Origin of the sequence: Isoptericola sp. NPDC056573 (genome assembly GCF_042793335.1) — a bacterium.
Lineage (GTDB): Bacteria > Actinomycetota > Actinomycetes > Actinomycetales > Cellulomonadaceae > Isoptericola.
Genome location: NZ_JBHTUY010000004.1, coordinates 148713 through 175707, shown reverse-complemented (window position 1 = coordinate 175707; position 26995 = coordinate 148713). Strand labels below are relative to the sequence as shown.

The 26995-nt window shown below is 74.9% G+C and carries 23 protein-coding genes and 3 pseudogenes; 16 read left to right on the top strand and 10 right to left on the bottom strand.

Going from position 1 to position 26995, the window contains the following annotated elements; genetic code table 11:
- Positions 1-43: 43 nt before the first annotated feature.
- Entirely contained in the window at positions 44-2518 is a 2475-nt protein-coding gene (locus tag ACFQ8E_RS08295) for a ComEC/Rec2 family competence protein (RefSeq protein ID WP_430550094.1), read from the top strand.
- A gap of 89 nt (positions 2519-2607) precedes the next feature.
- On the top strand, positions 2608-3636 hold the full coding sequence (gene holA / locus ACFQ8E_RS08290; protein ID WP_430550093.1) for a DNA polymerase III subunit delta: 1029 nt from the start codon (positions 2608-2610) through the stop codon (positions 3634-3636).
- A gap of 137 nt (positions 3637-3773) precedes the next feature.
- On the opposite strand, the gene rpsT is transcribed toward holA, so the two are convergent.
- The 5 genes from rpsT to ACFQ8E_RS08265 form a co-directional block, all read right to left on the bottom strand.
- Positions 3774-4034 (bottom strand): 30S ribosomal protein S20, encoded by a 261-nt coding sequence (gene rpsT, locus ACFQ8E_RS08285; protein WP_430550092.1) that lies wholly within the window; start codon positions 4032-4034, stop codon positions 3774-3776.
- Positions 4035-4287: 253 nt separating this feature from the next.
- A complete protein-coding gene (locus ACFQ8E_RS08280) occupies positions 4288-4845 on the bottom strand; it encodes a type II toxin-antitoxin system PemK/MazF family toxin (RefSeq protein ID WP_430550091.1) in 558 nt (185 codons plus the stop codon).
- A 21-nt stretch (positions 4846-4866) separates the two neighbouring features.
- Positions 4867-5706, bottom strand: a complete 840-nt coding sequence (locus ACFQ8E_RS08275) for an alpha/beta fold hydrolase (protein WP_430550090.1) — start codon at positions 5704-5706, stop codon at positions 4867-4869.
- 62 nt (positions 5707-5768) lie between these two features.
- Complete coding sequence (locus tag ACFQ8E_RS08270) at positions 5769-6605, bottom strand: maleylpyruvate isomerase N-terminal domain-containing protein (RefSeq protein WP_430550089.1); 837 nt, start codon at positions 6603-6605, stop codon at positions 5769-5771.
- A gap of 45 nt (positions 6606-6650) precedes the next feature.
- A complete protein-coding gene (locus tag ACFQ8E_RS08265; RefSeq protein WP_430550088.1) occupies positions 6651-7214 on the bottom strand; it encodes a type 1 glutamine amidotransferase domain-containing protein in 564 nt (187 codons plus the stop codon).
- 174 nt (positions 7215-7388) lie between these two features.
- On the opposite strand from ACFQ8E_RS08265, the gene lepA reads away from it, so the two are divergent.
- Together lepA and hemW are read left to right on the top strand one after the other, a co-directional pair.
- Positions 7389-9263: a translation elongation factor 4 gene (gene lepA / locus ACFQ8E_RS08260; protein ID WP_430550087.1), complete on the top strand. Its 1875-nt coding sequence runs from the start codon at positions 7389-7391 to the stop codon at positions 9261-9263.
- Positions 9263-10537 (top strand): radical SAM family heme chaperone HemW, encoded by a 1275-nt coding sequence (gene hemW, locus ACFQ8E_RS08255; RefSeq protein ID WP_430550086.1) that lies wholly within the window; start codon positions 9263-9265, stop codon positions 10535-10537. The genes lepA and hemW overlap by 1 nt, the downstream gene beginning before the upstream one ends.
- Before the next feature lie 82 nt (positions 10538-10619).
- On the opposite strand, the gene ACFQ8E_RS08250 is transcribed toward hemW, so the two are convergent.
- Entirely contained in the window at positions 10620-11117 is a 498-nt protein-coding gene (locus ACFQ8E_RS08250; RefSeq protein ID WP_430550085.1) for a DUF4870 domain-containing protein, read from the bottom strand.
- Positions 11118-11237: 120 nt separating this feature from the next.
- Between ACFQ8E_RS08250 and ACFQ8E_RS08245 the strand changes: the two genes are divergently transcribed.
- Positions 11238-11813 carry a DUF4282 domain-containing protein gene (locus ACFQ8E_RS08245; RefSeq protein WP_430550084.1) on the top strand — a complete coding sequence of 192 codons (576 nt, stop codon included), beginning with the start codon at positions 11238-11240 and terminating at the stop codon, positions 11811-11813.
- Positions 11814-11846: 33 nt separating this feature from the next.
- Here ACFQ8E_RS08245 and ACFQ8E_RS08240 read toward each other — a convergent pair whose 3' ends face one another.
- From ACFQ8E_RS08240 to ACFQ8E_RS08225, 4 genes are all read right to left on the bottom strand, one after another.
- On the bottom strand, positions 11847-12728 hold the full coding sequence (locus tag ACFQ8E_RS08240; protein ID WP_430550083.1) for a DUF3097 domain-containing protein: 882 nt from the start codon (positions 12726-12728) through the stop codon (positions 11847-11849).
- Between the two features lie 133 nt (positions 12729-12861).
- On the bottom strand, positions 12862-13074 hold the full coding sequence (locus ACFQ8E_RS08235; RefSeq protein WP_430550082.1) for a hypothetical protein: 213 nt from the start codon (positions 13072-13074) through the stop codon (positions 12862-12864).
- Between the two features lie 101 nt (positions 13075-13175).
- Positions 13176-16025 carry an AAA family ATPase gene (locus ACFQ8E_RS08230; protein ID WP_430550081.1) on the bottom strand — a complete coding sequence of 950 codons (2850 nt, stop codon included), beginning with the start codon at positions 16023-16025 and terminating at the stop codon, positions 13176-13178.
- 68 nt (positions 16026-16093) lie between these two features.
- A complete protein-coding gene (locus tag ACFQ8E_RS08225) occupies positions 16094-16291 on the bottom strand; it encodes a hypothetical protein (RefSeq protein WP_430550080.1) in 198 nt (65 codons plus the stop codon).
- A 319-nt stretch (positions 16292-16610) separates the two neighbouring features.
- Here ACFQ8E_RS08225 and ACFQ8E_RS08220 point away from each other — a divergent pair, with 319 nt between their 5' ends.
- The 11 genes and pseudogenes from ACFQ8E_RS08220 to ACFQ8E_RS08170 all read left to right on the top strand — a co-directional run bounded on the left by ACFQ8E_RS08220 (position 16611) and on the right by ACFQ8E_RS08170 (position 26915).
- Positions 16611-17708, top strand: a complete 1098-nt coding sequence (locus ACFQ8E_RS08220; protein ID WP_430550079.1) for an HrcA family transcriptional regulator — start codon at positions 16611-16613, stop codon at positions 17706-17708.
- A gap of 73 nt (positions 17709-17781) precedes the next feature.
- Positions 17782-18906, top strand: coding sequence for a molecular chaperone DnaJ (gene dnaJ, locus ACFQ8E_RS08215; protein WP_430550078.1), 1125 nt, complete (start codon positions 17782-17784; stop codon positions 18904-18906).
- A gap of 42 nt (positions 18907-18948) precedes the next feature.
- Positions 18949-19737 (top strand): 16S rRNA (uracil(1498)-N(3))-methyltransferase, encoded by a 789-nt coding sequence (locus ACFQ8E_RS08210; RefSeq protein WP_430550077.1) that lies wholly within the window; start codon positions 18949-18951, stop codon positions 19735-19737.
- 45 nt (positions 19738-19782) lie between these two features.
- The gene (locus tag ACFQ8E_RS08205) at positions 19783-20136 is read left to right on the top strand and encodes a histidine triad nucleotide-binding protein (RefSeq protein WP_430550076.1); all 354 of its coding nucleotides are present in this window, start codon (positions 19783-19785) and stop codon (positions 20134-20136) included.
- A gap of 109 nt (positions 20137-20245) precedes the next feature.
- Positions 20246-20968, top strand: a pseudogene (locus tag ACFQ8E_RS08200) (PhoH family protein); the annotation flags it as partial.
- Positions 20957-21772 (top strand): annotated as a pseudogene (locus ACFQ8E_RS08195) (LAGLIDADG family homing endonuclease); the annotation flags it as partial. The pseudogenes ACFQ8E_RS08200 and ACFQ8E_RS08195, both read left to right, overlap by 12 nt.
- 267 nt (positions 21773-22039) lie before the next feature.
- A pseudogene (locus ACFQ8E_RS08190) lies at positions 22040-22402 on the top strand (PhoH family protein); the annotation flags it as partial.
- Positions 22399-22851, top strand: coding sequence for an rRNA maturation RNase YbeY (gene ybeY / locus ACFQ8E_RS08185; RefSeq protein WP_429732311.1), 453 nt, complete (start codon positions 22399-22401; stop codon positions 22849-22851). The pseudogene ACFQ8E_RS08190 and the gene ybeY, both read left to right, overlap by 4 nt.
- Before the next feature lie 28 nt (positions 22852-22879).
- Positions 22880-24259 (top strand): hemolysin family protein, encoded by a 1380-nt coding sequence (locus ACFQ8E_RS08180; RefSeq protein ID WP_430550075.1) that lies wholly within the window; start codon positions 22880-22882, stop codon positions 24257-24259.
- On the top strand, positions 24256-25245 hold the full coding sequence (gene era / locus ACFQ8E_RS08175) for a GTPase Era (protein WP_430550074.1): 990 nt from the start codon (positions 24256-24258) through the stop codon (positions 25243-25245). Before ACFQ8E_RS08180 ends, era begins: the two co-directional genes overlap by 4 nt.
- A 101-nt stretch (positions 25246-25346) precedes the next feature.
- Positions 25347-26915, top strand: a complete 1569-nt coding sequence (locus ACFQ8E_RS08170; RefSeq protein ID WP_430550073.1) for an alpha/beta hydrolase family protein — start codon at positions 25347-25349, stop codon at positions 26913-26915.
- Positions 26916-26995 lie beyond the last annotated feature (80 nt).

Genomic DNA, 26995 nt, shown 5'->3' with positions numbered 1-26995 from the left:
GACGGTCGCCACGCCGCCGGTCCGGCGCACGGACCTGCGCCTGGTGCCCGCCGGCCTGGTGGCCTGGGTGGCGGCCTGGGCACTCACCGGTCCGGTCCAGGGCTGGGCCGGCGTGGTGGCCGTCGGCGCGGTGCTCGCCTGCGTCGGCGCGGGGACGGCGGCCCTCCTGGTGTCGCAGTGGTCGCGCCGCTCCCGCCCGCGACGCCGCCCGCGGCCGGAGCTGCCGGAGACGGTCCGGGTGGGCGCGGCACGGCCCACGGCCAGGCACGTCGTCGTGGCGCTGGCGTGCCTGGCGGCCGTGGCGCTCGGGGTGCACGCCCAGGCGGCACGGCAGGCGCCCTTGCGGTCGCTGGCCGGACAGGGTGCGCAGGCCGAGCTGGTCGGTCGCGTCGTGTCGGAGCCGCGGCCGGCCGTCTTCGGCGACGGCGAGCGTTGGCAGGTGGCCGCGCGGCAGGTGACGGCGCGCGGTGTCGCGTCGTCCACCGCCGGGCTCGTCGAGGTCACGGCGGCCGGTGCGGCGCCGCGCTACGGGGCGACGGTCTCCGTCTCCGGGGTGCTGCGCCCGGTCGACGCGGGCGACGGCCCGCTGGCCAGGCTGACGGCGGCGGGGCCGGTGGCCGAGCGCGCGCCGCCGACGGCCCTGCTGCGCGCGACGCACACGATGCGGTCGGCGCTGCTCGAGGTCACCGAGCCCCTGGACGCTCAGGCACGCGGGCTGGTGCCGGGCGTCGCCGTCGGCGACACGAGCCGCGTGCCCGAGGCCGTCGACGAAGCGATGCGGGTCACGAGCCTCACCCATGTCACCGCGGTGTCCGGGGGCCACTTCGCGATCGTGGTGGCCGCGCTCACCGCCCTGTGCGCGCTGGCGCGGGCTCCCCGCGCGCTGCGCGTCGGCGTGGTCGCGATCGCCGCGACGGGCTTCGTCCTGCTCGTCCGGCCCGAGCCCAGCGTGCTCCGGGCCGCGTGGACGTGCGCCGCCGCGCTGCTCGCGCTGGCGCTGGGTCGGCCGTCTGCGGGCGCCCCGGCCCTCGCCGCGGCGGCGACCGTGCTGCTCGTCGTCGACCCGTGGCTCGCGCGGTCCTACGGCTTCGTCCTGTCGTGCGCGGCGACCGCGGGCCTCGTGCTCCTGGCGGGCCCGATCGCCCGCCGGCTCGCGCCGTGGACCGGGCGTCCGCTCGCGTTCGCGCTCGCGGTCCCGTGGGCCGCGCAGGCCGCCTGCGGGCCGGCGCTGCTCCTGCTCGACCCGCACGTGCCGCTGATGTCGGTGCCGGCGAACCTGCTCGCGACCCCCGCCCTGGTGCCGGCCACCGTGCTCGGGCTCGTGGCCACGCTGCTCGCCCCGTGGGCGCCGGGAGCGGCCCTGCCCGTCGCGTGGCTGGCGGGTCTCGCGACGGGGTGGATCGCCTCTGTGGCCCAGACCTTCGCCAGCGTGCCGGGCGCCCGCCTGCCCTGGCCCGCCGGGCCGCTCGGGGTGCTGGCGCTGATGTTGCTCACGGTCGCGGTCCTCGCCCTCGTCCTGCGCCGGCCGCCCGGCGAGGGCTGGCGACGGGAGTGGCGCGAAGCCGCACCACGCGCCGTGCGCCGGGTGCGGCGACAGGTCCGGCGGACGACGCTGCGGCACGGCCGCGTGCGGACGGCCACGGTGGCGGGTCTGGCCGGCGTCCTGCTGCTGGCGGTCCTCGTGGTGGCCGTGCCCCGGCTCGCCGGGGCGGGCCACGCGGTCCCGGACGACTGGCAGGTGGCCGCCTGCGACGTCGGGCAGGGCGACTCGCTCGCGGTGCGCACGGGTCCGTCGTCCGCGGTCGTGGTGGACGTCGGCCCCGACGGCGCGGCGGCCGGCCGCTGCCTCGACCGGCTGGGCGTCACGACCGTGGACCTGCTCGTCCTCAGCCACTTCCACGCCGACCACGTGGGCGGGCTCGCCGCCGTGCTGCGGGGGCGCTCGGTCACGGCCGCGCTGGTCTCGCCGCTCGACGAACCGGCGGGCCAGGCGGCGGCCGTGCGGTCCGCGCTCGCGGCGGCGGGGGTGCCCGTCCGTGCGGCGGCCGTCGGGGACGGGGGCACGGCGGGCTCGGCGACCTGGCAGGTGCTGGCGGCCGCGGGCGGGGCGCGCTCCGCCGGGTCGGGCGGCGGGGACGAGGGCGACGGTGCGAACGACGCCAGCGTGGCCCTCGAGCTGCGCACCGCCGCCGGGCTCGACGTCGTCGCGCTCGGCGACCTCGAGGAGCCGGGCCAGGAAGCCCTCGCCGCCGACCTCGCCGCCACAGGGCGGGCGGCCGACGTCGACGTCGTGAAGATGGCCCACCACGGGTCGCGGTCCCAGTCCGCGGCGCTCGCCCGGCACCTCTCGCCCCGCGTCACGCTCGTGAGCGTCGGCGCCGACAACACCTACGGGCACCCGACCGACGACGCGCTCGCCCTCTACGCGTCCGAGGGGTCCGCGCTGGTCCGGACCGACGAGTGCGGCACCGCGGCGCTCGTCGGCCGGGACGACGGGATCGGCCTCGCGTGCGGCTAGCGTGCCCGCCGCGACGGCCCGGTCCGCTCGGGCGCGGGGAGGGAGCACGGGTGGGCGGGAACGTCGGCGGCTCGTGGCAGGCTGGGGGCGTGCCCGCCGCCTCCACGTCCCGACAGCCCCGCCCCGCCCGCAAGGGGAGGTCCTCGGCGAACAGCCGGCCGTGGGACGACCCCACGCTGGCCCCGGTGCTCCTCGTGCGCGGACCGGAGGGGCTGCTCGCCGAGCGGGCCGTGGACGGCATCGTCGGGCTGGCGCGCGAGCGCGACGCCACCACCGAGAAGGCCGAGCTCGACGGCGGCACCTACGCCGCCGGTCAGCTCGTCGTCGCCGCCAGCCCGTCGTTGTTCGGCGAGCCGAGCGTCGTCGTCGTGCGGGGCGCCGAGGCGGCCACGGAGGACCTGGTCGCGGACGTGGTCGCGTACGTCGCGGCGCCCGACCCGGAGACGGTCGTCGTGGTGGTGCACGGCGGTGGGCAGCGGGGCAAGAAGATGCTCGACGCGATCGTCGCCAGCGGTGCCCCCGTGCTCGAGTGCGAGCCGATCTCCAAGGACGCCGACAAGGTGCAGTTCGTGACGGCCGAGTTCCGCGCCGCGCGGCGCCGGGCGGACGCGGCGGCGGTCCGGGCGCTCGTCGACGCCCTGGGTACGGACCTGCGCGAGCTCGCGTCCGCCTGCTCCCAGCTCGTCGCCGACACGACCGGCACCATCAGCGAGACCGTGGTCGACCGGTACTACGGCGGCCGCGTCGAGGCGACGGGGTTCAAGGTCGCGGACGCCGCGGTCGCGGGGGACACGGGGGGTGCGGTCGCGCTCCTGCGCCACGCCCTGGCGACGGGCGCCGACCCGGTGCCGATCGTCGCCGCCCTCGCACTGCGTCTGCGCACCCTCGCGCGGGTCGCGGCGATCCGCGGCGGAGCGGCCACCGCGCGGCAGCTGGGGCTGCAGGACTGGCAGGTCCGCAACGCTCAGCGGGACCTCTCCCGCTGGACCCCGGAGGGCCTCGCGACCGCCATCGGCGCCGTCGCGCAGGCCGACGCCGACGTCAAGGGCGGCGGCCGCGACCCCGTCTACGCCGTCGAGAAGGCCGTGCTGACGATCGCCCGCTCCCGCCGCGGCTGACCCTCACAGCGCCTGCCCTGGCCGGAGACGCGCGAAGGGCGCCGCACCCGGTGGGTGCGGCGCCCTTGCGGAGTCTTGGCCGGTCCGGCCCGACGTGAGAGGCGTCAGGCGGACGGAGCGCGACGACTACAGGCGACTCAGAGCGCCTCGACCTGCTTCGCGATGGCCGACTTGCGGTTCGCGGCCTGGTTGGCGTGGATGACGCCCTTCGAGACGGCCTTGTCGAGCTTGCGGGAAGCGGCCTGCAGCGCGGTGGCAGCGGCCTCCTTGTCGCCCGCGGCGACGGCCTCGCGCACCTTGCGCACGTAGGTCTTCAGCTCAGACTTGACGGCCTTGTTGCGCAGGCGCGCCTTCTCGTTCGTCTTGATGCGCTTGATCTGGGACTTGATGTTTGCCACGTGTGGACTTCCTGGTGTGTTCGCCTGCCGGCGAGCGGATAGGTCGTAGAGGGCGGCCACAGCTCCGGGACTGGGGTGGGGAACCCGTGGAGAGGAACTGCGGCTGTGCCCGCCGACCTGGGCGGACACGCAAACATCAACGATAGCAGAGGGGGCCAACCGGCAGAACCGCGTGCGCGGGGCCGTCCTGTGAGATGCGCCCCGGCGTTCCTGCCCTCGGGTCAGTTCCCGGGTCGCTTCCCGATCCTGATCCTCAGGCCCTCGCCCGACCCATCGCCTCGACCACGGCGTCGAACGTCTTCCGGTCGAGCACCGCGCCCTCGCGCCGGACCTTCCCCGGGTCGACGCGGAGGATCCGGTTGAGGCGCACCTCGCTCGGGCGCTTCCGCGGGTCCCACGCCCCGGCGCCGACGTCCATCCACAACCGGCCGTACCGCGCCTCCTGCGCGGCGTCGCGGTCGTGGTCCTTGCTGGTGAGCTGCAGGGCCAGCAGCCACGGGCCGTCGCGGCCCACGAGCAGCACCGGCCGGTCCTTGCCCTGGCTGTGGTCCTCCTCGTACGGCACCCACGTCCACACGACCTCGCCCGGGTCGGGCTCGCCGTCCAGGCTCGGGGAGTACACCGGGCGCACCGTGCCGGTGTAGTCGCCGGGGTAGCCGGCGTCCCGGGCGGGGGTCGTCGTCCCGCGCCGGTTCGAGGGCCTGGCCGTCGGGGGGCGGGTGGTCGAGGTGGGTCGCGCGGAGCCGCGCGACGACGGGCGGGTCGCCGAGCGCAGCACGTCCACCAGCAGGTTCAGCCATCGGTTCGCCACGGCGGACAGCCTACGTGCGGCTCACTCGAGCACGAACCGCGCCAGCCGGTCGCCCATCGCCTCCGGGTCCCACGAGTGGTCGGCGCCCGCGACGGTCTCGACGGTGCCGTCGGGCACCGCGGACGCGAGGTCCGCCGCGGCCTCCGGCATGCCGGGGAAGGTCCGCGTCCCCGTCATGGCGAGCAGGGGTACCTGGATACGGGAGAGCTCGCCGTCGCGCAACGCCCGCGTCGCCCAGGTCAGCGCCTGGGCGTCGGCCCGCTGCGAGACGACGGACGCTGTGATCGCGGGCCATTCCGGCGACGCCTTGGCCCCGGCGAGCCACTCGGGCGGCATGTCCTTCATGAAGTGCTCGGTGGCGCCCTCGAGGTCGCCGGCGTCGATCCGCCGCTCGATCTCGGCCGCCCAGGCGGCCGTCTCGCTGGCCCCGGACTCCAGCGGGGCCTCCCACAGCGCGAGCCCGAGGACGGGGAGGCCCCGGTCTGCCGCCCGCAGCGAGATCGCGCAGCCCGACGAGTGCCCGCAGAGCACGGCGGGTCCGCCCGCGACGTCGAGCACCGCCGCCACGGCGTCCAGCTCGCGGTCCAGGTCGAGGCGACCGGCGGCGGGGGAGTCGCCCCGGCCGAGCCGGTCGTAGACCACGGTCGTGACGCCTGCCGCCGCCAGGATCTCGGCCGTGCGGGTCGTCACCGGGTCGACGGCGCGGAACGGCCCGGCGCCCGCGACGAAGACGACCGCGGGGCCCGTGCCCCGCAGGTCGTAGGTCACGCGGTCGCCGCGCGCGGTGGTGACGGTCGCGGTGGCGCACGCGGTGGCCGCCGCGCTCGGGGGGCCTGCGGTGCGTGCGGTGTCGTCGCTCATGCCGGGTGGGACCGGGCGACCCGCCGCGACTCATCGGTTCCCCCGGGGCGACCGCCCGGGCCTCAGGGCACGAGCGGCCCGGCGAGCACGCGCCGCGCGGCGTCGAGGTCGCCCTCGACGACGGCGCCGGCCTCCGCGGGCGTGAGCCGCCCCCACAGCAGCAGTTCGAGCCGCTGCGCCGTCGCGGTGAGCGTCGCGTCGGCGTCGGCATCGAGATCGGCATCGTCGGCCGTCGGGGCGCCGAGCGTCCACGACCAGCCGACGTCGGAGGCGACCACCCGGAGCCGGTCGGTGAGCGGCGCCGCCCGGCCGAGCCGCACCTGCCGCGGCTGGAACATCGTCACGACCTCGTCGACGCCGTCGGCCCAGACCTCGGGGGCGAGGGTGACCGTGTCCAGCGCGCTCGGGCCGGATCCCAGCCGCGCGGCGCGCAGGTCGTGCAGGTGCACGAGCGTCTCGTGGGACTGGCGGCGCCACCAGAACGACGCCGGCCCGTCGCCGAGCAGCGTCCGCGCGGCGCCGTCCGGCCCTGCGGCGTCGAGCGTCGCGCGCAGGTCGGCGGCGTGCCGGCGGTAGAGCGCGGCGAGGGCCGCGATCCCGCCGTCGGGACCCGTGGGGTCGGGGGCCGGCAGGTCCTCGTCGCGCGAGGGGTCGCCCAGGGCCATCCCCGCCGCCCAGTGGTGCACGCCCGCGAGGTGCAGCACCAGCTCGGCCGCGCGCCAGTCGCCGCAGGCCGGGACGGGCGCGTCCGGTGCGACGTCGGGCACCGTGGCGGCGAACTCGTCCTGGAGGTGCGCGAGGAGTGCGAGCCGGTCGGGCTCCGGACCGGCGTCGGTGCGCCGCCCCGTGCGCGGGTCGACGACGGGGCGGGGCTGCGGGGCGGCGGGCGACGGCGGCATGACGCCGAGGCTAGCGCCCGGCACGGCCCCGGCCGAGGGCGTTCCTCAGGAGCCGAGCAGGGCGTCGACCTCGCGGAGGAAGTCGTCCAGGTCGTCGGGGGTCCGGGACGTCACGAGGGGGAAGCCCGCGCCGTCGTCGCGCACCACCGACCGGTCCACCCAGCGCCCGCCCGCGTTGCGCACGTCGGTGGCCAGGGACGGGTATGACGTCAAGGTCGCGCCGCCGACGCACCCCGCCTCGACCACCGCCCACGGACCGTGACAGATGGCGGCGACCGGCCTGCCCGAGTGCGCGAACGTCGTGACGAGCCCGATCGCGGCCTCCTGCAGGCGCAGGGTGTCGGCGTTGATCGTGCCGCCCGGCACCAGCAGCAGGTCGACGCCCTCGGGATCGACGGCGTCGTAGGTCGTGTCGGCGGGAACGGGCCGCCCGGGGTCCTTGTCGCCGACGAGCGTGCGCACGTCGCCCGGCTCGTTCGAGGCGACGACCACCTCGGCGCCGGCGGATCGCAGGTGGTCGAGCGGTACCACCAGCTCGTCCTGCTCGACGCCGTAGCTCGTCACGATCGCCAGCACGCGCTTCCCGGTCAGGTCTGCGGTGTCGGTCATGTCGGGGGCTCCTCCCGTCACGTCGGTCGGTGGACCTCGACCGTACGCAGCGGTGCACGACGCACGCACGTGGGACAGGCCCGCGGGACCCCGGGGGACAACCTCATGGGACAATGGCCGGGCCTCGTCACCACCGACGACACTCATCCAGCGACCCTGACGGAGCGAATCGCGTTGCCCATCCCCGGACCCGCGCTGCGTGCGCGCATCGAGCCGAACGCCACGGCGCCCGAGCTCATCCGCAACTTCTGCATCATCGCGCACATCGACCACGGCAAGTCGACGCTCGCCGACCGCATGCTGCAGCTCACCGGCGTCGTCGAGCCGCGGGCCATGCGGGCGCAGTACCTCGACCGGATGGACATCGAGCGCGAGCGCGGCATCACCATCAAGTCGCAGGCCGTGCGCATGCCCTGGCAGGTGGGCGAGGAGGCCCACGCGCTCAACATGATCGACACCCCGGGGCACGTCGACTTCACGTACGAGGTCTCCCGTTCGCTCGCGGCCTGCGAGGGCGCCGTCCTGCTGGTCGACGCGGCGCAGGGCATCGAGGCGCAGACGCTCGCCAACCTGTACCTGGCGATGGAGAACGACCTCGAGATCATCCCGGTCCTCAACAAGATCGACCTGCCGGCCGCGCAGCCGGAGAAGTACGCCGAGGAGATCGCGGGACTGGTCGGAGGCGACCCCGAGGACGTCCTCAAGGTCTCCGGCAAGACCGGCGAGGGCGTCGAGGCGCTCCTGGACCGGATCGTCGAGCGCATCCCGGCCCCCGTCGGCGACGCGGACGCCCCCGCCCGCGCGATGATCTTCGACTCGGTCTACGACACCTACCGCGGCGTGGTCACGTACGTGCGGGTCGTGGACGGCAACCTCAACCCGCGCGAGCGCATCGCGATGATGTCGACGCGCGCCACGCACGAGCTGCTCGAGATCGGCGTCATCTCGCCGGAGCCGATCGTCACGAAGGGGCTCGGCGTCGGCGAGGTCGGCTACCTCATCACGGGCGTGAAGGACGTGCGCCAGTCGAAGGTCGGCGACACCGTCACCAACATGGCCAAGCCCGCCTCGGAGGCGCTCGGCGGGTACAGCGACCCGAAGCCGATGGTGTTCTCCGGCCTCTACCCGGTGGACGGCACCGACTACCCGGCGCTGCGCGACGCCCTCGACAAGCTCAAGCTCAACGACGCCGCGCTCAACTACGAGCCCGAGACGTCGGTGGCGCTCGGCTTCGGCTTCCGCGTCGGCTTCCTCGGCCTGCTGCACCTGGAGATCGTGCGCGAGCGGCTCGAGCGCGAGTTCGACCTCGACCTCATCTCCACCGCCCCGAACGTCGTCTACGACGTCACGCTCGACGACGGCACCGAGGTGAAGGTGACGAACCCGTCGGAGTTCCCGGGCGGCAAGATCAAGGAGGTCCGCGAGCCCGTGGTGCGCGCGACCATCCTCGCGCCGAGCGAGTTCGTGGGCACGGTCATGGGCCTGTGCAACGACCGACGCGGCCAGATGCTCGGCATGGACTACCTGTCGGAGGACCGCGTCGAGCTGCGGTTCACGCTGCCGCTCGCCGAGATCGTGTTCGACTTCTTCGACCACCTCAAGTCCCGCACCCGCGGCTACGCGTCGCTGGACTACGAGCCCTCGGGCGACCAGGCGGCCGACCTCGTGAAGGTCGACATCCTGCTGCAGGGCGAGCAGGTGGACGCGTTCAGCGCCATCGTGCACAAGGACAAGGCGTACGACTACGGCGTCATGATGACGGCGAAGCTCAAGGAGATCATCCCGCGCCAGCAGTTCGAGGTGCCGATCCAGGCCGCCGTCGGCGCCCGCGTCATCGCCCGCGAGACGGTGCGCGCCATGCGCAAGGACGTGCTCGCCAAGTGCTACGGCGGCGACATCAGCCGAAAGCGCAAGCTGCTGGAGAAGCAGAAGGAGGGCAAGAAGCGCATGAAGAACATCGGGTCCGTCGAGGTCCCGAAGGACGCCTTCATCGCCGCGCTCTCCTCGGACGGCGGCGGCGGCAAGGACGCCAAGGACAAGAAGAAGTAGTGCCCGCGCTGCCTGACGGCACGCCCGTGCCCGACGACGGCGCGCTGCCGCAGTGGGTGCGGCCCTCTCTGTCCGCTCCGGACGGCGACGGCCGACCGTTCGGGGTGTACGTGCACGTGCCGTTCTGCTCGGTGCGCTGCGGCTACTGCGACTTCAACACGTACACGGCGTCCGAGCTGGGTGGCGGTGCCAACCAGGCGGCGTACGCGACGACGGCGCTGCGCGAGGTGGACCTCGCCGCGCGGGTGCTCGACGACGCGGGCCTGGGGGCGCGCCCGGTGTCCACGGTCTTCTTCGGCGGCGGCACGCCCACGATGCTGCCCGCCGCGGACCTGGCGCGGATCCTGCGCGGGGTCGACGACGCCTGGGGGCTGGCGGACGGTGCCGAGGTCACCACCGAGGCCAACCCGGACTCGGTGACGCCCGACTCGCTGAGACTGCTCGCGGACGCCGGGTTCACCCGGGTCTCGTTCGGCATGCAGTCGGCGGTGCCGCACGTGCTGGCCACGCTGGAGCGCACCCACGACCCGCGCCGCGTCCCCGACGTCGTCGCCTGGGCCCGCGACGCGGGCCTCGACGTCTCGCTCGACCTCATCTACGGCACGCCGGGGGAGTCGCTGGACGACTGGCGTGCGTCCCTCGACGCCGTGCTGGCCGCCGGCGTGGACCACGTGTCGGCGTACGCGCTCGTCGTCGAGCCGGGCACCAAGATGTACGCCCAGGTGCGCCGCGGGGAGATCGCGCTGCCCGACGAGGACGACCAGGCCGCCAAGTACGAGCTGGCCGACGACCTGCTCACCGAGGCGGGCCTCGGCTGGTACGAGGTGAGCAACTGGGCACGCGGGCCGGAGCACGCCTGCCGGCACAACCTCGCCTACTGGCGCGGCGACGACTGGTGGGGGATCGGTCCCGGCGCGCACTCGTACGTCGCGGCTCCGTCGGCCGAGCCGCGCGAGGGGGAGCACGCCGGCGTGCGCTGGTGGAACGTCAAGCACCCGCGGCGCTACGCCGCGCTCCTGGAGGACGGCGCGTCGCCGGGCGCCGGGCGCGAGCTGCTCACGCCCGCCGAGGCCCAGCTCGAGCGCGTGCTGCTGGGGGTGCGCATGCGCGAGGGGCTGGAGGTCGCGGCGCTCGACCCGTCCCGCCGTGCGGCGGTCGCCGGGCTGGTGGCCCGCGGTCTGCTCGACGGGGTCGCCGCCGTCCGGGGGCGCGTCGTCCTCACCCGGCGGGGCCGCCTCCTCGCGGACTCCGTCGTCCGCGAGCTCACCCCCTGAACCGCGTCGAGCGTGCTGACCTGCTCCTCGAACGGCTCGTTCGAGCAGGTCAGCACGCTCGATTCCCGCGCGGCGGGGTCGGTCAGGAGATCAGGCGGATGTTCAGCGGGTAGCGGTACGCCTCGTGGCGGTTCACGGCGACCGCGGCGAGGATGCCGAAGACGATCGACAGGACCCAGACCGCGAGCAGGATCACGAACCCGACGAGCAGGAACACCGTGATCCAGCCGACGACGTAGCCGATGAGCAGCGTGATCTGGAAGTTCAGCGACTCCTTGGCCTGGTCCCCCACGTACGCGCTGCGGTCGCGCAGGAACAGCCAGATCAGCAGCGGCGTGAGGAACCCGAGAAGCCCGAGACTCAGCAGGGAGAGCACCGGCGGACCCAGGTGGGCGACCAGCGCCCAGGTGCGCTCGTCCGACGGCGAGAGCGGCTGCGGCCCGTAGCCGTACGGAGGCTGACCTGGAGGCTGTCCGCCATAGGGCGGCTGGCCCGGTGGTGGGCCGCCGTAGGGCGGCTGTCCGGGGGGCGGACCCGCCGGCGGCTGCTGCGGCGGCGGTCCGTACGGCGGGGTGCTCATGGGGCCATCCTCGCGCATCTGCGGTGGTCACGTGCGGTGGCGGAGCCGATCGGGTGCGGCCAGAGTGGGCGGAGGCGCCGACCCCGCCGGGTGCGTCGCCCGGACCACTCAGGAGGAACGATGAGCGAGAACACGCCGCAGCAGCCCGGCGACCCGCAGCAGCCGCCGCAGCAGCCGGGACACCAGCCCCCGCCGGGCCAGCCGGCACCGCACGCGCCGTACGGGCAGCAGCCGCCCGCCGGCCCGCCGCCGCACGGCGGCCAGCCGCCCTACGGCGACCAGCCCTACGCCCAGCCGCAGCAGCCGTACGAGGGGCAGATGCCCGACCCGGGCCTGTACCCCGGCTCCGAGTACCCGCCGGACCGGTCGGCGGGGCCGATCACGCCGCACGGCGAGGGCAGCGGCTTCCTCAGCGCGCTGTTCGACTACTCCTTCAGCCGCTACATCACGCCCAGCGTGGTGAAGGTCGTCTACATCATCGTCACGGTGCTGGTCGCGCTGGCGTGGCTCTCCGGCCTCGTCGCCACGTTCTCCCAGTCGATCTGGGGCGGGATCCTGTACCTCGTGTTCGGGTGGATCATCGCGCTCGTGTACCTGGCGCTCGCCCGCATCACCCTGGAGTTCTTCATGGCCGTCATCTCCGTCTCGGAGAAGGTCAACGCCTACGCGCAGCGGGACGGCATCACCACGCGCTGACCCTCCCGGGAGCCGCCGGCGCGGGAGGCGCGGTCAGGCCGTCACGAAGTCGATGAGCTCCTCGACCCGGCCCAGCAGGGCCGGGTCGAGGTCGCGGTAGTCCCGCACGGTCGCGAGGATCCGCTGCCACGCGCGGCCGACGTCCTCGGTGGTCGACGCCGGCCAGCCCAGCTCCCGCAGGATGCCGCGCTTCCACTCCGTGCCCCGCTCGATGGTGGGCCACGACGCCAGCCCGAGCCGTTCCGCCTTCACGGCCTGCCACACGTCGACGTACGGGTGGCCGAGCACGACGACGGTGCCGCGCGGCACCCGCTTCAGGGCGTCGTCGGCGAGGCGCCGCTCCTTCGAGCCGGGCACCAGGTGGTCGACCAGGACGCCGACCCGCCGCTCCGGCGTCGGGGCGAACTCGTCGAGGGCGTCCGCGAGGTTGTCCACGCCGTCGAGCAGCTCGACCACGACGCCCTCGACGCGCAGGTCGTCGCCCCACACCTTCTCGACCAGCTCGGCGTCGTGCTTGCCCTCCACCCAGATGCGCGACCCGCGGGCCACCCGGGCGCGCTGGTCGTGCACCGCCACGGAGCCCGATGCCGTCCGGGTGGGTCGCTCCGGGGCGCGGGTGGTCACCGGGGCCGTCAGCTCCACCGGCTGCCCGTCCACCCAGAAGCCCGGGCCCAGGGGGAACGACCGGGTGCGACCGCGCCGATCCTCCAGCACCACGAGGTGGACGCCGCCCGACTTCTCCACGCGCACGACGGCGCCCACCCAGCCCGTCGTGACCTCCTCGACCACGAGGCCGTGGTCGGCCGCGCGGGGCCGGGACACGGGCCGGCGGCGGTGATGGGCGGAGCCGTCCGGGGCGCCCGGGGCGCGGGAGCCGGAGGAGGACAGGACGTCGGAGCCGTAGCGGTCGTGCACGGCGGTGAGCCTACGGTCGCGACCGCGACGGAAGGGCTCCCGACACGCGCCGCGCGCCGTCCGGTCGGAACCGGACGGCGCGCGGACGGTCGTGCCTGGTGAGCTGCCTGGTGTGATGTCGTGCGCGCTCCGCTCACGCGTGCCGCGGCCGGTGCAGCGGGGCCACCGCGGGGCGGCGCCGGGCCTGCGGCGGTTCGGCCCGCCCCGACGGCTCCAGGCCCGCGACAGCGCCCCGGAGCGCGCGGCGCGAGGCGTGGAGCTCGTGCGCCAGGCGGCGCAGCGCGACCTCGCGCTCGAGCTCCTCCTGACGGCGCTCGAAGAGCATGTCGTACACGTGCGGATCCATGATGTCCTCCAGCCGGGGTGTGGTGTCACGCCTAGGGAGGACGCCAGGGGGCCGTCCGTACACGACTGCTCAGGGCATGTGTACAGGTGCGTCGGGCGACGTCAGGCCGGATCGTCGCGCGCCAGGACCGCCGCCTCCGTGCGGCTGGACACGCCGAGCTTGCGCAGGATGGCGGAGACGTGCACCGACGCCGTCTTGCGGCTGATGAACAGCCGCTCCGCGATCTGCCCGTTCGTCAGACCCTCGGCGACGAGCTCCAGCACCTGACGCTCGCGGTCGGTGAGCGCGCGGTCGGGATGCTGTGCGCGGGTGGTGGCCCGGGCGAGGCCCGCGCCGGTGAGCAGCGCGCGCGCCTGGTCGCGCACGAGGCCGCAGCCGATCGCGTCCGCCGCCTCGACGGCGGCGTCCAGCCGCTCGCGCGCGGTGGCGCGGTCGCCGGCCTCCAGGAGCGACGCCCCGTCGCGGTACAGGGCGTAGGGCCGCAGGTGCGCGGGCCCGTCGGCCGCGACGACCGCCTCCCACGACCCGTCTCCGAGCTCGGCGGCGAACACCGCCGCCCAGGTCGGGTAGGTCGGCCACACGGTGCACGTCGCCAGCGCCGCACGGTACGGCGCGACGTCGACCTGCCGCCCCGCCCGCCGGGCGCGGTCGAGCACGCGCGCGGCGACGGCGAGCGTCGTGAGCCGGTAGAACGGGCCCAGCGCCTCGGGCTCGACGGCGATCCGGACGAGGTCGAGCGCGTCGTCCAGGTCGTCGCGCAGGAGGGCGAGCTCTGCCAGGGTTCCCGACACCCGCGCCCGGATCTGTTCCTCCACCCGGCCGAAGCGCTGCCAGGTCGTGCGGTGCACCCGCGCCCGCGCCTGGGCGGCGTCGACGTCACCGCGCCACATCGTGAGCCACGTCCATCGTTCGCCCAGGTACACGGCGTAGTCGCTGGGGTCGACGAGCGGGACGGAGCGCGCGTACCACGCCTCGGCGTCGGACCACCGGCCGGACCCGATCCACGCCTCCGCCACGTTCCCCTCGAGCATCGCTCGGGTGGCCCAGCCGGCACCGAGCGCGCGCGCGAACTGCGCGCCCGACTCGGCGAGGTGCTCCGCCTCGGCGAACTGGCCGAGCTTGAGGCGGGTGTCGGACGCGTTGGTGTAGTAGTGGCACTGGGCGCGCCAGTCGTCGCCCGCCATCTCGTGGGACCGCTCGAGCTCGTCCAGGGCGTCGAGGTCCCCGCGGTCCAGGCGGCTCATCGCCCGGAGGTTGAGGGCGAGCGAGGCGTTCTGGCGGTCGCCGACCGACGTCGCGGCGGCGAGCGCCTCGCCGGCGGCCGCGATCGCCTCGCCGTGGCGGTGGTCCATCATCGCGTTCCGCGCCTTGAGCCGGAGCAGCGGGGCCCGGCCGGCGGGGTCGTCCGGTGGCAGGAGGGCGAGCGCCTCGTCGAGCATCTGGTCCGAGCCCGGGTCGCCGGCCTTGCCGAGGATGTGGGCGAGGGTCGACAGCGCCTGCGCCCGCCCCGCGGGGTCGTCCGCGGGCCACTCCGCCACCGCCTCTCGGGCCAGCGCCGCCCCCCGGTCGATCTGCGCGGAGTCCTGCAGGGCGACGGACACGTGGCGCAGCAGGGCGGCACGGTGCAGCCCGGCGACCTTCTCGGCGTCGGGCACCAGCTCCCAGAGCTCGAGCGCGCGCTCGCCCGCGGCGGCGACCACGGCGGAGGACGCCTGCCCGTAGGTCTCGGGCACCGCGACGACCTCGACCGCCGAGGCGAGCGCCCGGTCCGGCAGGCGGGCGCGCCACCAGTGGTCGGCCGCGGCCGCGATCCGCGCGAGCGTGCGCTCACCGTCCTCGAGCGCGCTCGCGCACGCCGCGTGCAGCCGGCGCGACTCGCCGGGCAGGAGCTCGGCGTCGACCGACTCCTGGATGAGCGCGTGCCGGAAGCGGTAGCCGTCGGTGTCCGCCACGAGCACGTGCGCGTCGACCGCCTCCCGGGCGGCGGCCTCCGCGTCGTCGAGGCCTCCCGCGCCGAGCATGGCGACGAGCAGCTCGTGCGGGGCCCGCTGACCCGCCGCGGCGACGGTGCGGCAGAAGCGCTGGGCGGCGTCGCTGAGGGACGAGTAGCGCAGGAGCAGCAGCTCGCGCAGCGAGTCGGGCAGCGCGTCACCGGCGAAGTCCGCCAGTTCCTCGGCGTAGAACGGCACACCCTCGCTGCGCTCGACGAGCTCGCCGAGCACCGTGCCGGGCAGGTCGGGGGCGTCGGGGCGCCTCGAGACGAGGGACCAGAAGAGCCGCGTCGCCTCGGCGGCGTCGAGGCGAGGCACGTCGACGCGGGTCGCGAGCCGCGCCCGCTCCAGCTCGGCCAGGGTGGTGCGCAAGGGGTGGCGCCGCCCGACGTCGTCGCTGCGGTAGGTGGCGACGACGAGCAGGGTGGTGGCGGGCGCGGTACGCGCCAGGCGGGCGAGCACGGTGCGGGTGACGTCGTCGGACCAGTGCAGGTCCTCGAGGACGAGGACGACCGGGCGCTCGCCGGCGAGCGCGGTCATGAGGTCGGCGAGCACCTCGGGCAGGCGCCCGGTGTCGACGTCGCGCCGCACGTCGACCAGGCGCGGCGCGAGGAGCCCGAGCGCGTCCGCGGCCGGCCCGGCCGCGGCGAGCGTCGCCTCCGGCCCGATCGTGTCGACGACGTCGGACAGGACCCCGGTGAGCGCGGCGTAGGGGAGGGGGCCCGACCCGGAGTCGGCGCACTGCCCGTGCAGGACGAGCGGCGCGGCGTCGCCGGCCCCGATCTCCGTGCCGACCTCTGCGAGGAACTCCGTCACGAGGCGCGTCTTGCCGATGCCCGCCTCGCCGCCGACGACGACCACGCCGCCGGAGCCGTCGCGGGCGTTCGTGAACGCCTCGCGCAGGGAGGTCAGCTCGGCGGCGCGGCCGACGAGCGGCGAGGGGGCGGCTGGGGTGGGCACGTCGTCATCGTGCCAGGCCGGACGGGGCCCCGCCGCGTCCGTGGGCGCCGCCGCGCCCGAGGTGGCGGTCACTGCGGCCAGGGCCGGACCAGGCCCGCGGGCAGCTCCCAGGAGCGGCGGGTCGCGCGGCGGCGGCGGGCGGTCGCCCGACGGCGGGCGTGACGGGCCTGCCGTGCGGCGCTCCGTGCCGCCGCCTCCTGGCGCACCGCCTGCTCCAGGTCGACCTGGCGGGCGCGGAACTCGTCGTAGTACAGGTACTCGTTCATCACCGGTCTCCTTCTCCGCTCGGCGTCGTCCGGTCCGGACGGCCGCCGGTGGTTCCACCCTCCGTTCCTGAGGTACCGGCGCGGATCGGTCAGGTGCCGGATCTTCGCGGGCCGGGGTACCTCAGACGGTCGCGGGGTACCTCAGCCCGGCGCGCGGGTGCGGGTCGGCGCGGGTTCCGGCCGGGGCCCGGCGTGTCGGGCGCGGGTCCCGCGGACCTCCGGCGAGCCCGCGTAGGATGGCACTCGGGACATGAGAGTGCTAAGGGTGGGCGCTCAGGGCAGGAGGGCCCGCATCACCCCGTCGGACCCGAGGAGGACCGTGAGCGAGGAACGTCGCCTGGCCGTGCTCCGCGCGATCGTGGAGGACTACGTCCACACGCGCGAGCCCGTGGGGTCGCGCGTGCTCACGGAGCGGCACGGTCTCGGGGTCTCGCCCGCCACGATCCGCAACGACATGGCGGCGCTGGAGGAGGCCGGGTACATCGCCCAGCCGCACACGTCCGCCGGCCGGATCCCGACCGACAAGGGGTACCGCCTCTTCGTCGACCGGCTCGCGGAGGTGCGGCCGCTCACCAGCCCGCAGCGACGGGCGATCGAGACGTTCCTGTCCGAGGCGATCGACATGGACGACGTGCTCGGCCGTGCCGGGCGGCTCATCGCCCAGCTCACCGGCCAGGTCGCGGTGGTCCAGTACCCGTCGCTGCGGCTCGCGGGGCTCCGGCACCTCGAGCTCGTCCCCGTCGGCGGCGCGCGGTTGCTGGTCGTGGTGATCAGCGACGCCGGCCGCGTGGAGCAGCGGTTCCTCGACGTCGGCGTCGGGCCGGGGGCGGAGCCCGCGGTCGTCGCCGTGGACGCCCCTGCCGGCCCGGAGCCCGACCCCGGTGCCCTCGACGAGGGCACGCTGAGCGAGCTGCGCGCGCGGCTCAACTCCGCCGCGGCGGGCAAGGGGCTCGCCGACCTGCCCGAGGCCTTCGCGCGCGTCGTGGCCGGGGTGGACGCCACCCTCGCCCCCTTGGCCCGCGGCATCGCCGACCTCGTGGTCGACACGCTCGGCGCGCAGCGCGAGGACCGCATCGTGCTGGCGGGCACCGCCAACCTGGCCCGGGCCGACATGCGGTTCGAGCAGGGCCTGAGCCCCGTGCTCGAGGCGCTCGAGGAGCAGGTCGTGCTGCTCGGGCTCCTCACCGAGCTGGCGGCCGAGCCCGTCGGCCGGGGCGGCGGGGTGGGCGTCCGCATCGGGCACGAGAACCGCCTCGACGGCCTCGCCGAGACCTCCGTCGTCGCCTCCGGCTACGGCGGCGACGGCGACACCGTGGCGATCCTGGGGTCCATCGGCCCCACCCGGATGGACTATCCGGGCACGATCGCCTCCGTGCGGGCCGTCGCCCGCTACCTGTCCCGGGTGCTGCCCGGCTGACCGGGCCGCGGCGGCACCCCCAACCAGCCGACCTGACCGTGCACGTCACCGACACGTCACCGAAGAGAGACCTGTGACCGACTACTACGAGATCCTGGGCGTCCCCCGCGACGCCTCGGCCGAGCAGATCAAGAAGTCGTACCGCAAGCTCGCGCGCGAGCTGCACCCCGACGTCGCCGGCGAGGCCGGCGAGGAACGCTTCAAGGACGTCGCCCGCGCCTACGAGGTGCTGTCCAACCCGGACAAGCGCCAGCAGTACGACATGGGCGTGGACCCGAGCTCGCCGTCCGGCGGCGCGGGCGCCGGCTTCGGCAACGGCTTCGGCTTCCAGGACATCTTCGAGACCTTCTTCGGCGGCGGCGGCCAGCCCGCCGGGCCCGTGCCGCGCGCCCGTCGCGGCCAGGACGCCCTCGTGCGGATGGACATCGACCTGGCGGAGGCGGCGTTCGGCGCCAAGCGCGAGCTCCAGGTCGACACCGCCGTCGTGTGCGGCACCTGCGGCGGCAACGGCTGCCGGCCGGGCACCGACCTCAAGACCTGCGACGTCTGCCACGGCCGCGGCAACGTGCAGCGCGTGGCCCGCTCCTTCCTCGGACAGGTCATGACGACCGCGCCGTGCGCAGCCTGCCAGGGCTTCGGCACGGTCATCCCCGAGCCGTGCGCCGACTGCTCGGGCGAGGGGCGCGTCCGCTCGCGCCGCACGCTGACGGTCAACGTGCCCGCCGGCGTGGACACCGGCACGCGCATCAAGCTCACCTCGCAGGGCGAGGTCGGCCCCGGCGGCGGCCCCGCCGGCGACCTGTACGTCGAGATCCGCGAGAAGCCGCACGACACGTTCGTGCGGCGCGGCGACGACCTGCACTGCACCCTCCAGGTGCCGATGACGGCGGCCGCCCTCGGCACCGTGCTCGACCTGGAGACGCTGGACGGCGAGCAGGAGATCGACCTGCGGCCGGGCACCCAGCCGGGGCAGGTCGTGACGCTCAAGGGCCTGGGCGTCGGGCACCTGCACGCCGGCGGCCGCGGCGACCTCAACGTGCACGTCGAGGTCCAGGTGCCGACAGGCCTGGACGACGAGCAGACCGAGCTGCTGCGCTCGCTGGCCACGCTGCGTGGCGAGGAGCGGCCCGAGCCCCGCCTCTCCGCCGCGCACCCGGGCGTGTTCTCGCGGCTGCGGGACAAGCTGAGCGGTCGCTGACGTGGGCGCGGCACCCGGGGCCTCGCGGGCGGGGCGCACGACGTGAGCGCGCCGGTGTTCCTCGCCGACGGCGGGGCGCTCGGTGCGCTCGGCCCGGGTGACGTCTACGTGCTCGACGGCGCCGAGGGGCGGCACGCGGGCGTCGTGCAGCGCCGGGGCCCGGGCGAGCGGCTGGACGTGGTCGACGGCGCGGGCACGCGGCTGCGGTGCGTGGTCGACGCCGTCGAGGACGGAGAGGTGCGGCTGCGCGTCGACGAGGTGGTGGTCGAGCCGCCCCCCGGCGTCGTGCTGACCCTGGTGCAGGCGCTCGCGAAGGGGGACCGCGACGAGCTGGCCGTCGAGGCCGCCGTCGAGGTGGGCGTCGACGCGGTGGTGCCGTGGCAGGCCGACCGGTCCGTCGTCGTGTGGCGCGGGCAGCGGGCGGCGAAGTCGCGCGCCAAGTGGGTGGCGACCGTGCGCTCGGCCGTGAAGCAGGCGCGGCGCGCCTGCCTCCCGCCCGTGGCGGAACCCGTCACCTCGCGGCAGCTCGCCGTCCGCGTCCGCGACGTCGTCGCCGACGGCGGGGCCGTCGTCGTGCTGCACGAGGACGCCACGACGGCGCTCGCGGACGTCACGCTCCCCGCGCCGTCGTCGGCAGCGCCGGCCACTTCGGCCACGCCGGCGCTGCTCGTCGTCGTCGGGCCGGAGGGCGGGATCTCCGACGCGGAGGTCGCCGCGCTCGAGGAGGCGGGCGCCGTGACCGCGCGGCTCGGGCCGCACGTGCTGCGGACGTCCACGGCCGGGCCGGTCGCCGTCGCGCTGCTCAGCGAGCGCCTCGGGCGCTGGGCCTGAGCGGACCGACGGCACGCCGTCGCGGCGCGCGGTAACGTCCGGGTCATGACGAGCGCGCCCAGCACCGACTGCCTGTTCTGCAAGATCGTCGCCGGCGACCTGCCGGCGGACGTGGTCGCCAGCACCGACCGCGTGATCGCGTTCCGCGACATCGACCCGAAGGCGCCCGTGCACGTGCTGGTGGTGCCGAGGGAGCACCACGGCGACGTCGCGACGCTCGCCAAGGCGGACCCGGCCCTGCTCGCCGAGGTGGTGGCGATGGCCGACCGGGTGGCCGGCGACCTCGCCGACGGCCAGTACCGGTTCGTCTTCAACTCCGGGCCCCGCGCGGGGCAGAGCGTGTTCCACGTGCACGGCCACGTGCTCGCAGGCGCCCAGCTGGGCTGGACGCCGGCCTGAATTCGGCTGTCCTGCCTGCCGCCGCTCGATAGACTCGGTTCCTCAGCACGTCCCTAGCATCGTCTCTCGCACCGTCTCGCTGAAGGAGGGCCCCGGCGGCAGCCGGCCCATGACATCGACACCCCACACCGCCCCCGGCACGCCCGGCGCGCACGCCGAACGGTCCACCGAGCACCGCATCGTGGTGCCGCCGCACGTGCCGATGGTGGCGCTGCTGGGCAGCAGGGACTCCGTGCTGCGGGCCGTGGAGGACGGCTTCCCCGGCGTCGACGTGCACGCGCGCGGCAACGAGATCGTCGTGAGCGGGCCGGCCGGGGACGTCGCCCTGGTCTCCCGCCTCCTCGACGAGCTGGTCGAGGTGGTCGAGTCCGGCACGCCGCTGACCCCCGAGGTGGTGGCGCGGTCGGTGCAGATGCTCACCGCCGCGTCCGTGCAGCGTCCGGCCGAGGTCCTGACCTTCAACATCCTGTCCAGCCGCGGGCGCACGATCCGGCCGAAGACGGTGGGCCAGAAGCACTACGTCGAGGCGATCGACGCGAACACGATCACGTTCGGCATCGGCCCCGCCGGCACGGGCAAGACGTACCTCGCGATGGCCAAGGCCGTGCAGGCCCTGCAGGCCAAGCGGGTCAACCGGATCGTGCTCACGCGCCCGGCCGTGGAGGCGGGGGAGAAGCTCGGCTTCCTGCCTGGTTCCCTGTCGGACAAGATCGACCCGTACCTGCGGCCGCTGTACGACGCGCTGCACGACATGATGGACCCCGACGCCATCCCGCGGCTCATCGAGGCCGGGACCATCGAGGTGGCGCCCCTGGCCTACATGCGGGGCCGTGCGCAGCCCTACGACGCGAAGATCCTCACGCCGACCGGCTTCCGCGAGATGGGCAGCCTCCGGGTGGGCGACCTGGTGGTCGGGTCGGACGGGCGTCCCACGCCGGTGATCGGGATCTACCCGCAAGGCGTCAAGCAGGTGTACCGAGTGACCGCGTCCGACGGGTCGTCGACGGTGTGCTGCAGTGAGCACCTGTGGACCGTGCGGACCGCCTCCGACAAGCGGCGCGGTAGGTCCCGGACCCTCGAGACCCGCGAGATGCTCGGCCAGGAGTGGAACGGCCATACCCGGCGGTTCGAGCTCCCGATGGTCGCCCCGGTGGAGCAAGAACCCCAAGATGTGCCGATGGACCCCTATGCACTCGGCCTCATGCTGGGCGACGGGAGCAGCACCTCGTACGCGACCCCTTCCTTCACGACGGCGGACCCCGAGCTCGCCGAGGCGCTCGAGGCTGCGCTGCCCAGGATCGTGCTGGTCGACAAGGGCGGGTACAACTACGTGCTCCGGCACGTCGACGGCCATCGCGGCGGGGTGATCGTCGCGAACCCGGTCAAGGTCGCGCTGCGTGAGCTCGGTCTGGACGGCAAGAAGTCGCGCACGAAGTTCGTGCCCGAGGTCTACCTGAACAACAGCAGGGCCGTGCGGCTCGCCGTCCTCCAGGGACTCCTGGACACCGATGGTGGTCCCGTGACACAGGCCGGGCGCACCTGCCGGGTGCAGTACGTGACAACGTCCCCTCGGCTGCACAAGGACGTTGTGCGGCTCGTCCAGTCGTTGGGCGGTACCGCGACGACGCGCCTGCGGGAGGCCGAGGGGCGCAAGCCCGGTCTCGCGAACGGCCGGCCCGTCCCGTACCGGTCGGACGCCTTCGTCGTCGAGATCCGGCTGCCCGAGGGCGTGGCGCCGTTCCGCCTCACGCGCAAGGCGCAGAAGTACGCCGAGCTCGGCGGCGGCCGGCCGATGCGGTTCATCGACTCGATCCTCCCCGCCGGGGAGAAGGAGACGATGTGCATCCAGGTCGCGGCGGCGGACTCGCTGTACGTCACGGACGACTTCCTGGTCACGCACAACACGGTTAACGACTCCTTCCTCATCCTCGACGAGGCGCAGAACACGTCCGCCGAGCAGATGAAGATGTTCCTCACGCGCCTGGGCTTCGGCTCCACGATGGTCATCACGGGCGACGCCACGCAGGTGGACCTGCCGGGCGGCACGACGTCGGGCCTGCGGGTGGTCGAGGACATCCTCACCGGGGTCGACGACGTGGAGTTCTGCCGGCTGACCTCGGCGGACGTGGTGCGGCACAAGCTGGTCAGCGACATCATCGACGCCTACGCGCGCTGGGACGTGGCGACGGCACGCCCGGACCAGGGCAGGCAGGGACAGGGACGGCAGGGCCGCGGCCCGCACGAGCGAGGGGCACGCAGGTCATGAGCATCGAGGTCGCGAACGAGTCCGGTGTCGAGGTGGACGAGGCGGAGTTCGCCGCGCTCGGCCGGTTCGTGCTGGACACCCTGCACGTGCACCCGCGCAGCGAGCTGTCGATCATGTTCGTCGACACGGCCGTGATGACCGAGCTGCACGTGCAGTGGATGGACGAGCCGGGCCCCACCGACGTGCTCTCCTTCCCGATGGACGAGCTGCGCCCCGGGCGCGAGGGCGAGGAGACGCCGCCCGGCACGCTGGGCGACGTCGTGCTCTGCCCGGAGGTGGCGGCGCAGCAGGCGAAGGTCGCGGGGCACTCCACGGCCGAGGAGCTGCTGCTGCTCACCACGCACGGCATCCTGCACCTGCTCGGCTACGACCACGCCGAGCCCGAGGAGGAGAAGGAGATGTTCGCGCTGCAGCGCCGGCTCCTGCTCACCTTCCTCGCCGGCCGGTGAGCGCGACGTCGGACCGGATGGTGGCCTGATGGACGGACCGGAGCTGCTGCTGGCGCTCGTGGCCGTGGTCGCGCTCGCCCTGGCGGGGATGCTGTCGGCCGGCGAGGCCGCGGTGCTGCGGATCACCCGCACCTCGGTCTCGGACGCGGTGATCGAGGCGGAGACCGCGGAGGACCTCACGGCCACGGCCCGTCGCACCCGCCTCACCCGGCTGCGCGCGGTGCAGGGTCTCGTCGTCGACCCGCCCGCCGCCGTCGCGGCGTTCGCGCTGGTGCGGGTGTTCGCCGAGACCGTCGCGCTCGCGGCGGCCACGCTGATGATCGCGGACTGGTTCGACACGTGGTGGCAGGTGCTGCTCGTGGCCGGCGTCGTGGGCCTCGTGGCCGGCGTCGTCTTCGTGCGCCTCAGCCCGCGCGCGCTCGGCCTGCGCCGGCCGCTGCCCGTGCTCGTCGCGCTCGCCGGGCCGCTGTCCGCGGTGCACCGCGCCGCGGCCTGGCTCACCGACCGCACCACCGAACGCGGCGCGGGGCGCGCCCCCGAGCGCGACGGCGAGCACGACCCGGGCGAGGACGCGCTGCGCGAGGTCGCCGAGCGGGTGCGCGACAACGAGGCGATCGAGGACGCCGAGCGGGAGCTCATCCGCTCGGTCGTCCAGCTGGGCGGCACGCTGACCCGCGAGGTCATGGTGCCGCGGACCGACATGGTGACGGTCACGGCGACGACCCCGCTGCGCAAGGCGATGCGCCTCTTCCTCCGCTCGGGGTACTCGCGCGTGCCCGTCGTCGGCGAGGAGGTGGACGACCTCGTGGGCGTCGCCTACCTCAAGGACGTCGCCCGCGTGCTGGAGAACGAGCCCTCGGCCGCGGACCGGCCCGTGGTCGAGGTCGCCCGGGACGCCGTCTTCGTGCCGGAGTCGAAGCCCGCGGACGAGCTGCTCCGCGAGATGCAGGCCTCCCGCTCCCACATCGCGGTCGTCGTCGACGAGTACGGCGGCATCGCCGGGCTCGTCACCGTCGAGGACGTCATCGAGGAGCTCGTCGGCGAGCTGACCGACGAGCACGACACCGCCCCGGAGCTCGAGCCCGAGGACCTGGGCGACGGCACGTTCCTCGTCTCCGCGCGGATGCCCGTGGACGAGCTCGGCGAGCTGTTCGACCTGCGGCTCGACGACGACGACGTGGACACCGCGGGCGGCCTGATCGCCAAGGCCCTCGGCAAGGTGCCGCTCACGGGGGCGACGGCCGACGTCGGTGGGCTGCACCTCGTGGCCGACCGCGTCGAGGGCCGCCGCAAGCAGCTCGCCACCCTCCGGGTGCGCCGCACGACCTCTCCCTCGCACGACGAGGACGACCCAGCAGCGGGTGGCCAGCACGCCACGCCGCCAGACCAGAAGGAAGCACACGCATGACCACCGAGCGCCACCATCCCTCCGTCGTCGCCCCGCACGACGAGGGCGACGCCCACCGCTCCGGCTTCGCCTGCCTCGTCGGGCGGCCCAACGTCGGCAAGTCGACGCTCACCAACGCGCTGGTGGGGGAGAAGGTCGCGATCATGTCCGCGCGGCCCCAGACCACGCGGCACACGATCCGCGGCATCGTGCACCGCGACGACGCCCAGCTGGTGCTCGTCGACACGCCGGGCCTGCACCGCCCGCGCACCCTGCTCGGCGAGCGGCTGAACGCGCTGGTGCAGGACACGCTCGGCGAGGTCGACGTCATCGCGTTCTGCCTGCCCGCCGACCAGAAGATCGGCCCCGGCGACCGGTACATCGCCTCGCAGCTCGCCCCCCTGATGGAGGGCCGGCGTGCGGTGCCCGTCGTCGCCGTCGTGACGAAGACCGACCTCGTGGACCGCGGGCGCCTCGCGGAGCACCTCCTGGCCGTCGACGAGCTCGCCCGCTCCGTCGACCGCGACTGGTCGGCGATCGTGCCGGTGTCCGCCCGCGACGGCTACCAGGTGGACGAGCTGACCGACGTGCTCGTCGCCCACCTGCCCGCCGGGCCGGCGCTCTACCCGGGCGGCGAGCTCACCGACGAGCCCGAGCAGGTCATGGTCGCCGAGCTGGTGCGCGAGGCCGCGCTCGAGGGCGTCCGCGACGAGCTGCCGCACTCGTTGGCCGTCGTGGTCGAGGAGATCCTCGAGCGCGAGGGCAGCGGCGACCCGGACAGGGGGAAGCCGCCGCTGCTGGACGTCCGCGTCAACCTGTTCGTGGAGCGCGACAGCCAGAAGGCGATCATCATCGGCAAGGGCGGGTCGCGGCTGCGGGAGGTCGGCACCAACGCCCGCAAGGGCATCGAGAAGCTGCTCGGCACGCGCGTGTACCTCGACCTGCACGTCAAGGTGGCCAAGGACTGGCAGCGGGACCCCAAGCAGCTGCAGCGCCTCGGCTTCTGACGTCGCGCGGGCGGGAGCCAGCCGGCTCCCAGGGGACGTCCTCCGAGGTCGTGGGGGAAATCCCTGCCGTCTCCCGGCACGGTGCCGAGTAGCATCGCTGCGTGGTGTTCCGGACTATTGCGACGACGGCGGCGATCCTGGTGGGCCTGGCACTGACCGGGGCGGTGGCCGGCCCGCAGTGGGACCCGGTGCCCGTGACGGACCACCTCGTCCCGGCCACCGACGACACGGCCATCGGCGGGGTCGCACCCGGCGCGGACGTCGGCGAGGTCGGCGAGTTCGAGGTCCGCGAGACGCCCGTGACGATCCCGCTCGACGGCGCCGTCGTCGGCGGGCTGCTCCGCCAGCCGCTGACCGAGGACGGCGACCTGCTGGCCGACCGGCCGGGCGTCGTGTACGTGCACGGCGCGGGCACGGGCAAGTCCACGGAGGCCTTCACCGAGTCGGCCACCGCGCTCGCGAGCGCGGGCGTCGTGACGCTCGTGCCCGACAAGCGGCTGGACACCTACACCACCCGGGACCGGGACTACGTGGCCATGGCCGCGGACTACCAGCACTCGGTCGACCTGCTGCGCACGATCGACGGCGTCGACGCCGCGCAGGTCGGCGTCTACGGGGAGTCGGAGGGCACCTGGATCGTGCCCGTCATGCAGGCGCAGGACCCGACCATCGCGTACACGGTCCTCGTCTCGGCGCCGGTGGTGCCGCCCCGCCAGCAGGCAGCGTTCGCGGTGGACAGCTACCTGCGCAACACCGGGGTGCCCCAGCAGGTGTTCCGCGCGATCCCGCGGGCGGTCGGGATGCAGCTGCCCGGCGGCGGCTTCGAGTACGCCGACTTCGACGTGCGCCCGTGGCTCGAGCGGCAGACCGCACCCGTCCTCGTGGCCTACGGCACGGCCGACCCGTCGATGCCGGTCGAGCAGGGCGCGCGACAGGTCATCGCCGACACCGCCGTGAACGGGGACGACGCCCCCGTGACGGTGCGCTACTACGCCGGGGCCAACCACGGGATCAACGTGCCGCTGGACGGCGGGATGCACCTGCACCCCGACTTCGCGCGCGACGTCGCCACCTGGATCCAGGGCATGCCCGGCACGGCCGACGCGCCGCCCCGGGTCGCCGGGGAGACTCCCAACCAGCTCTACGTCGCGTCGGCCGTCCCGCAGCCGCGGTGGTGGGGCAACGGGGACATCGTCGTGGGCGCGGTGATCGCGGGCGCCGCGCTGCTCGTGGTCGGCCCCCTCGTGTGGGGCGTGCACGCGCTGGTGCGGCGCGCCTTCCTGCGCCGGTCGTCGGTCGCCGCGCCGCGCCTCGCCCGCGGGCTCCGGTCGTCGCTGCTGGGTCTCGGCCTGGGCTCGGTGGCGACGATGGTCGCGCTCGTGGTGTACCTCCTGGCGGTGGCGCGCCTCGCCCTCGACTACCAGCGCGACGACCTCGTCGTGCAGGGCGGCTGGATCGTGGTGCGCCTCCTCGGGGTCGCGACGGCCGTCGCCGCCGCGCTGGTGATCCGCCGGGTGGCCGACGCCAGGGCGGAGCGCCGTGCGGGGGACGACGTCGTGGTGGTCGCGCGCGGCTGGCCCGCCGTGCTGACGTTCTGGTGCACCCTGGCCGGGTCGCTCGCGCTCCTGGGCACCCTCGCGTACTGGGGCGTGTACCAGCTCGGCATCTGACCCGCGTCCGTACCGGCAGCGAGCCGGCACCGTGCCGGGATCTGCGGGCGGAGGGTGAGCGCGGCGTGCGGGAGCGGCGA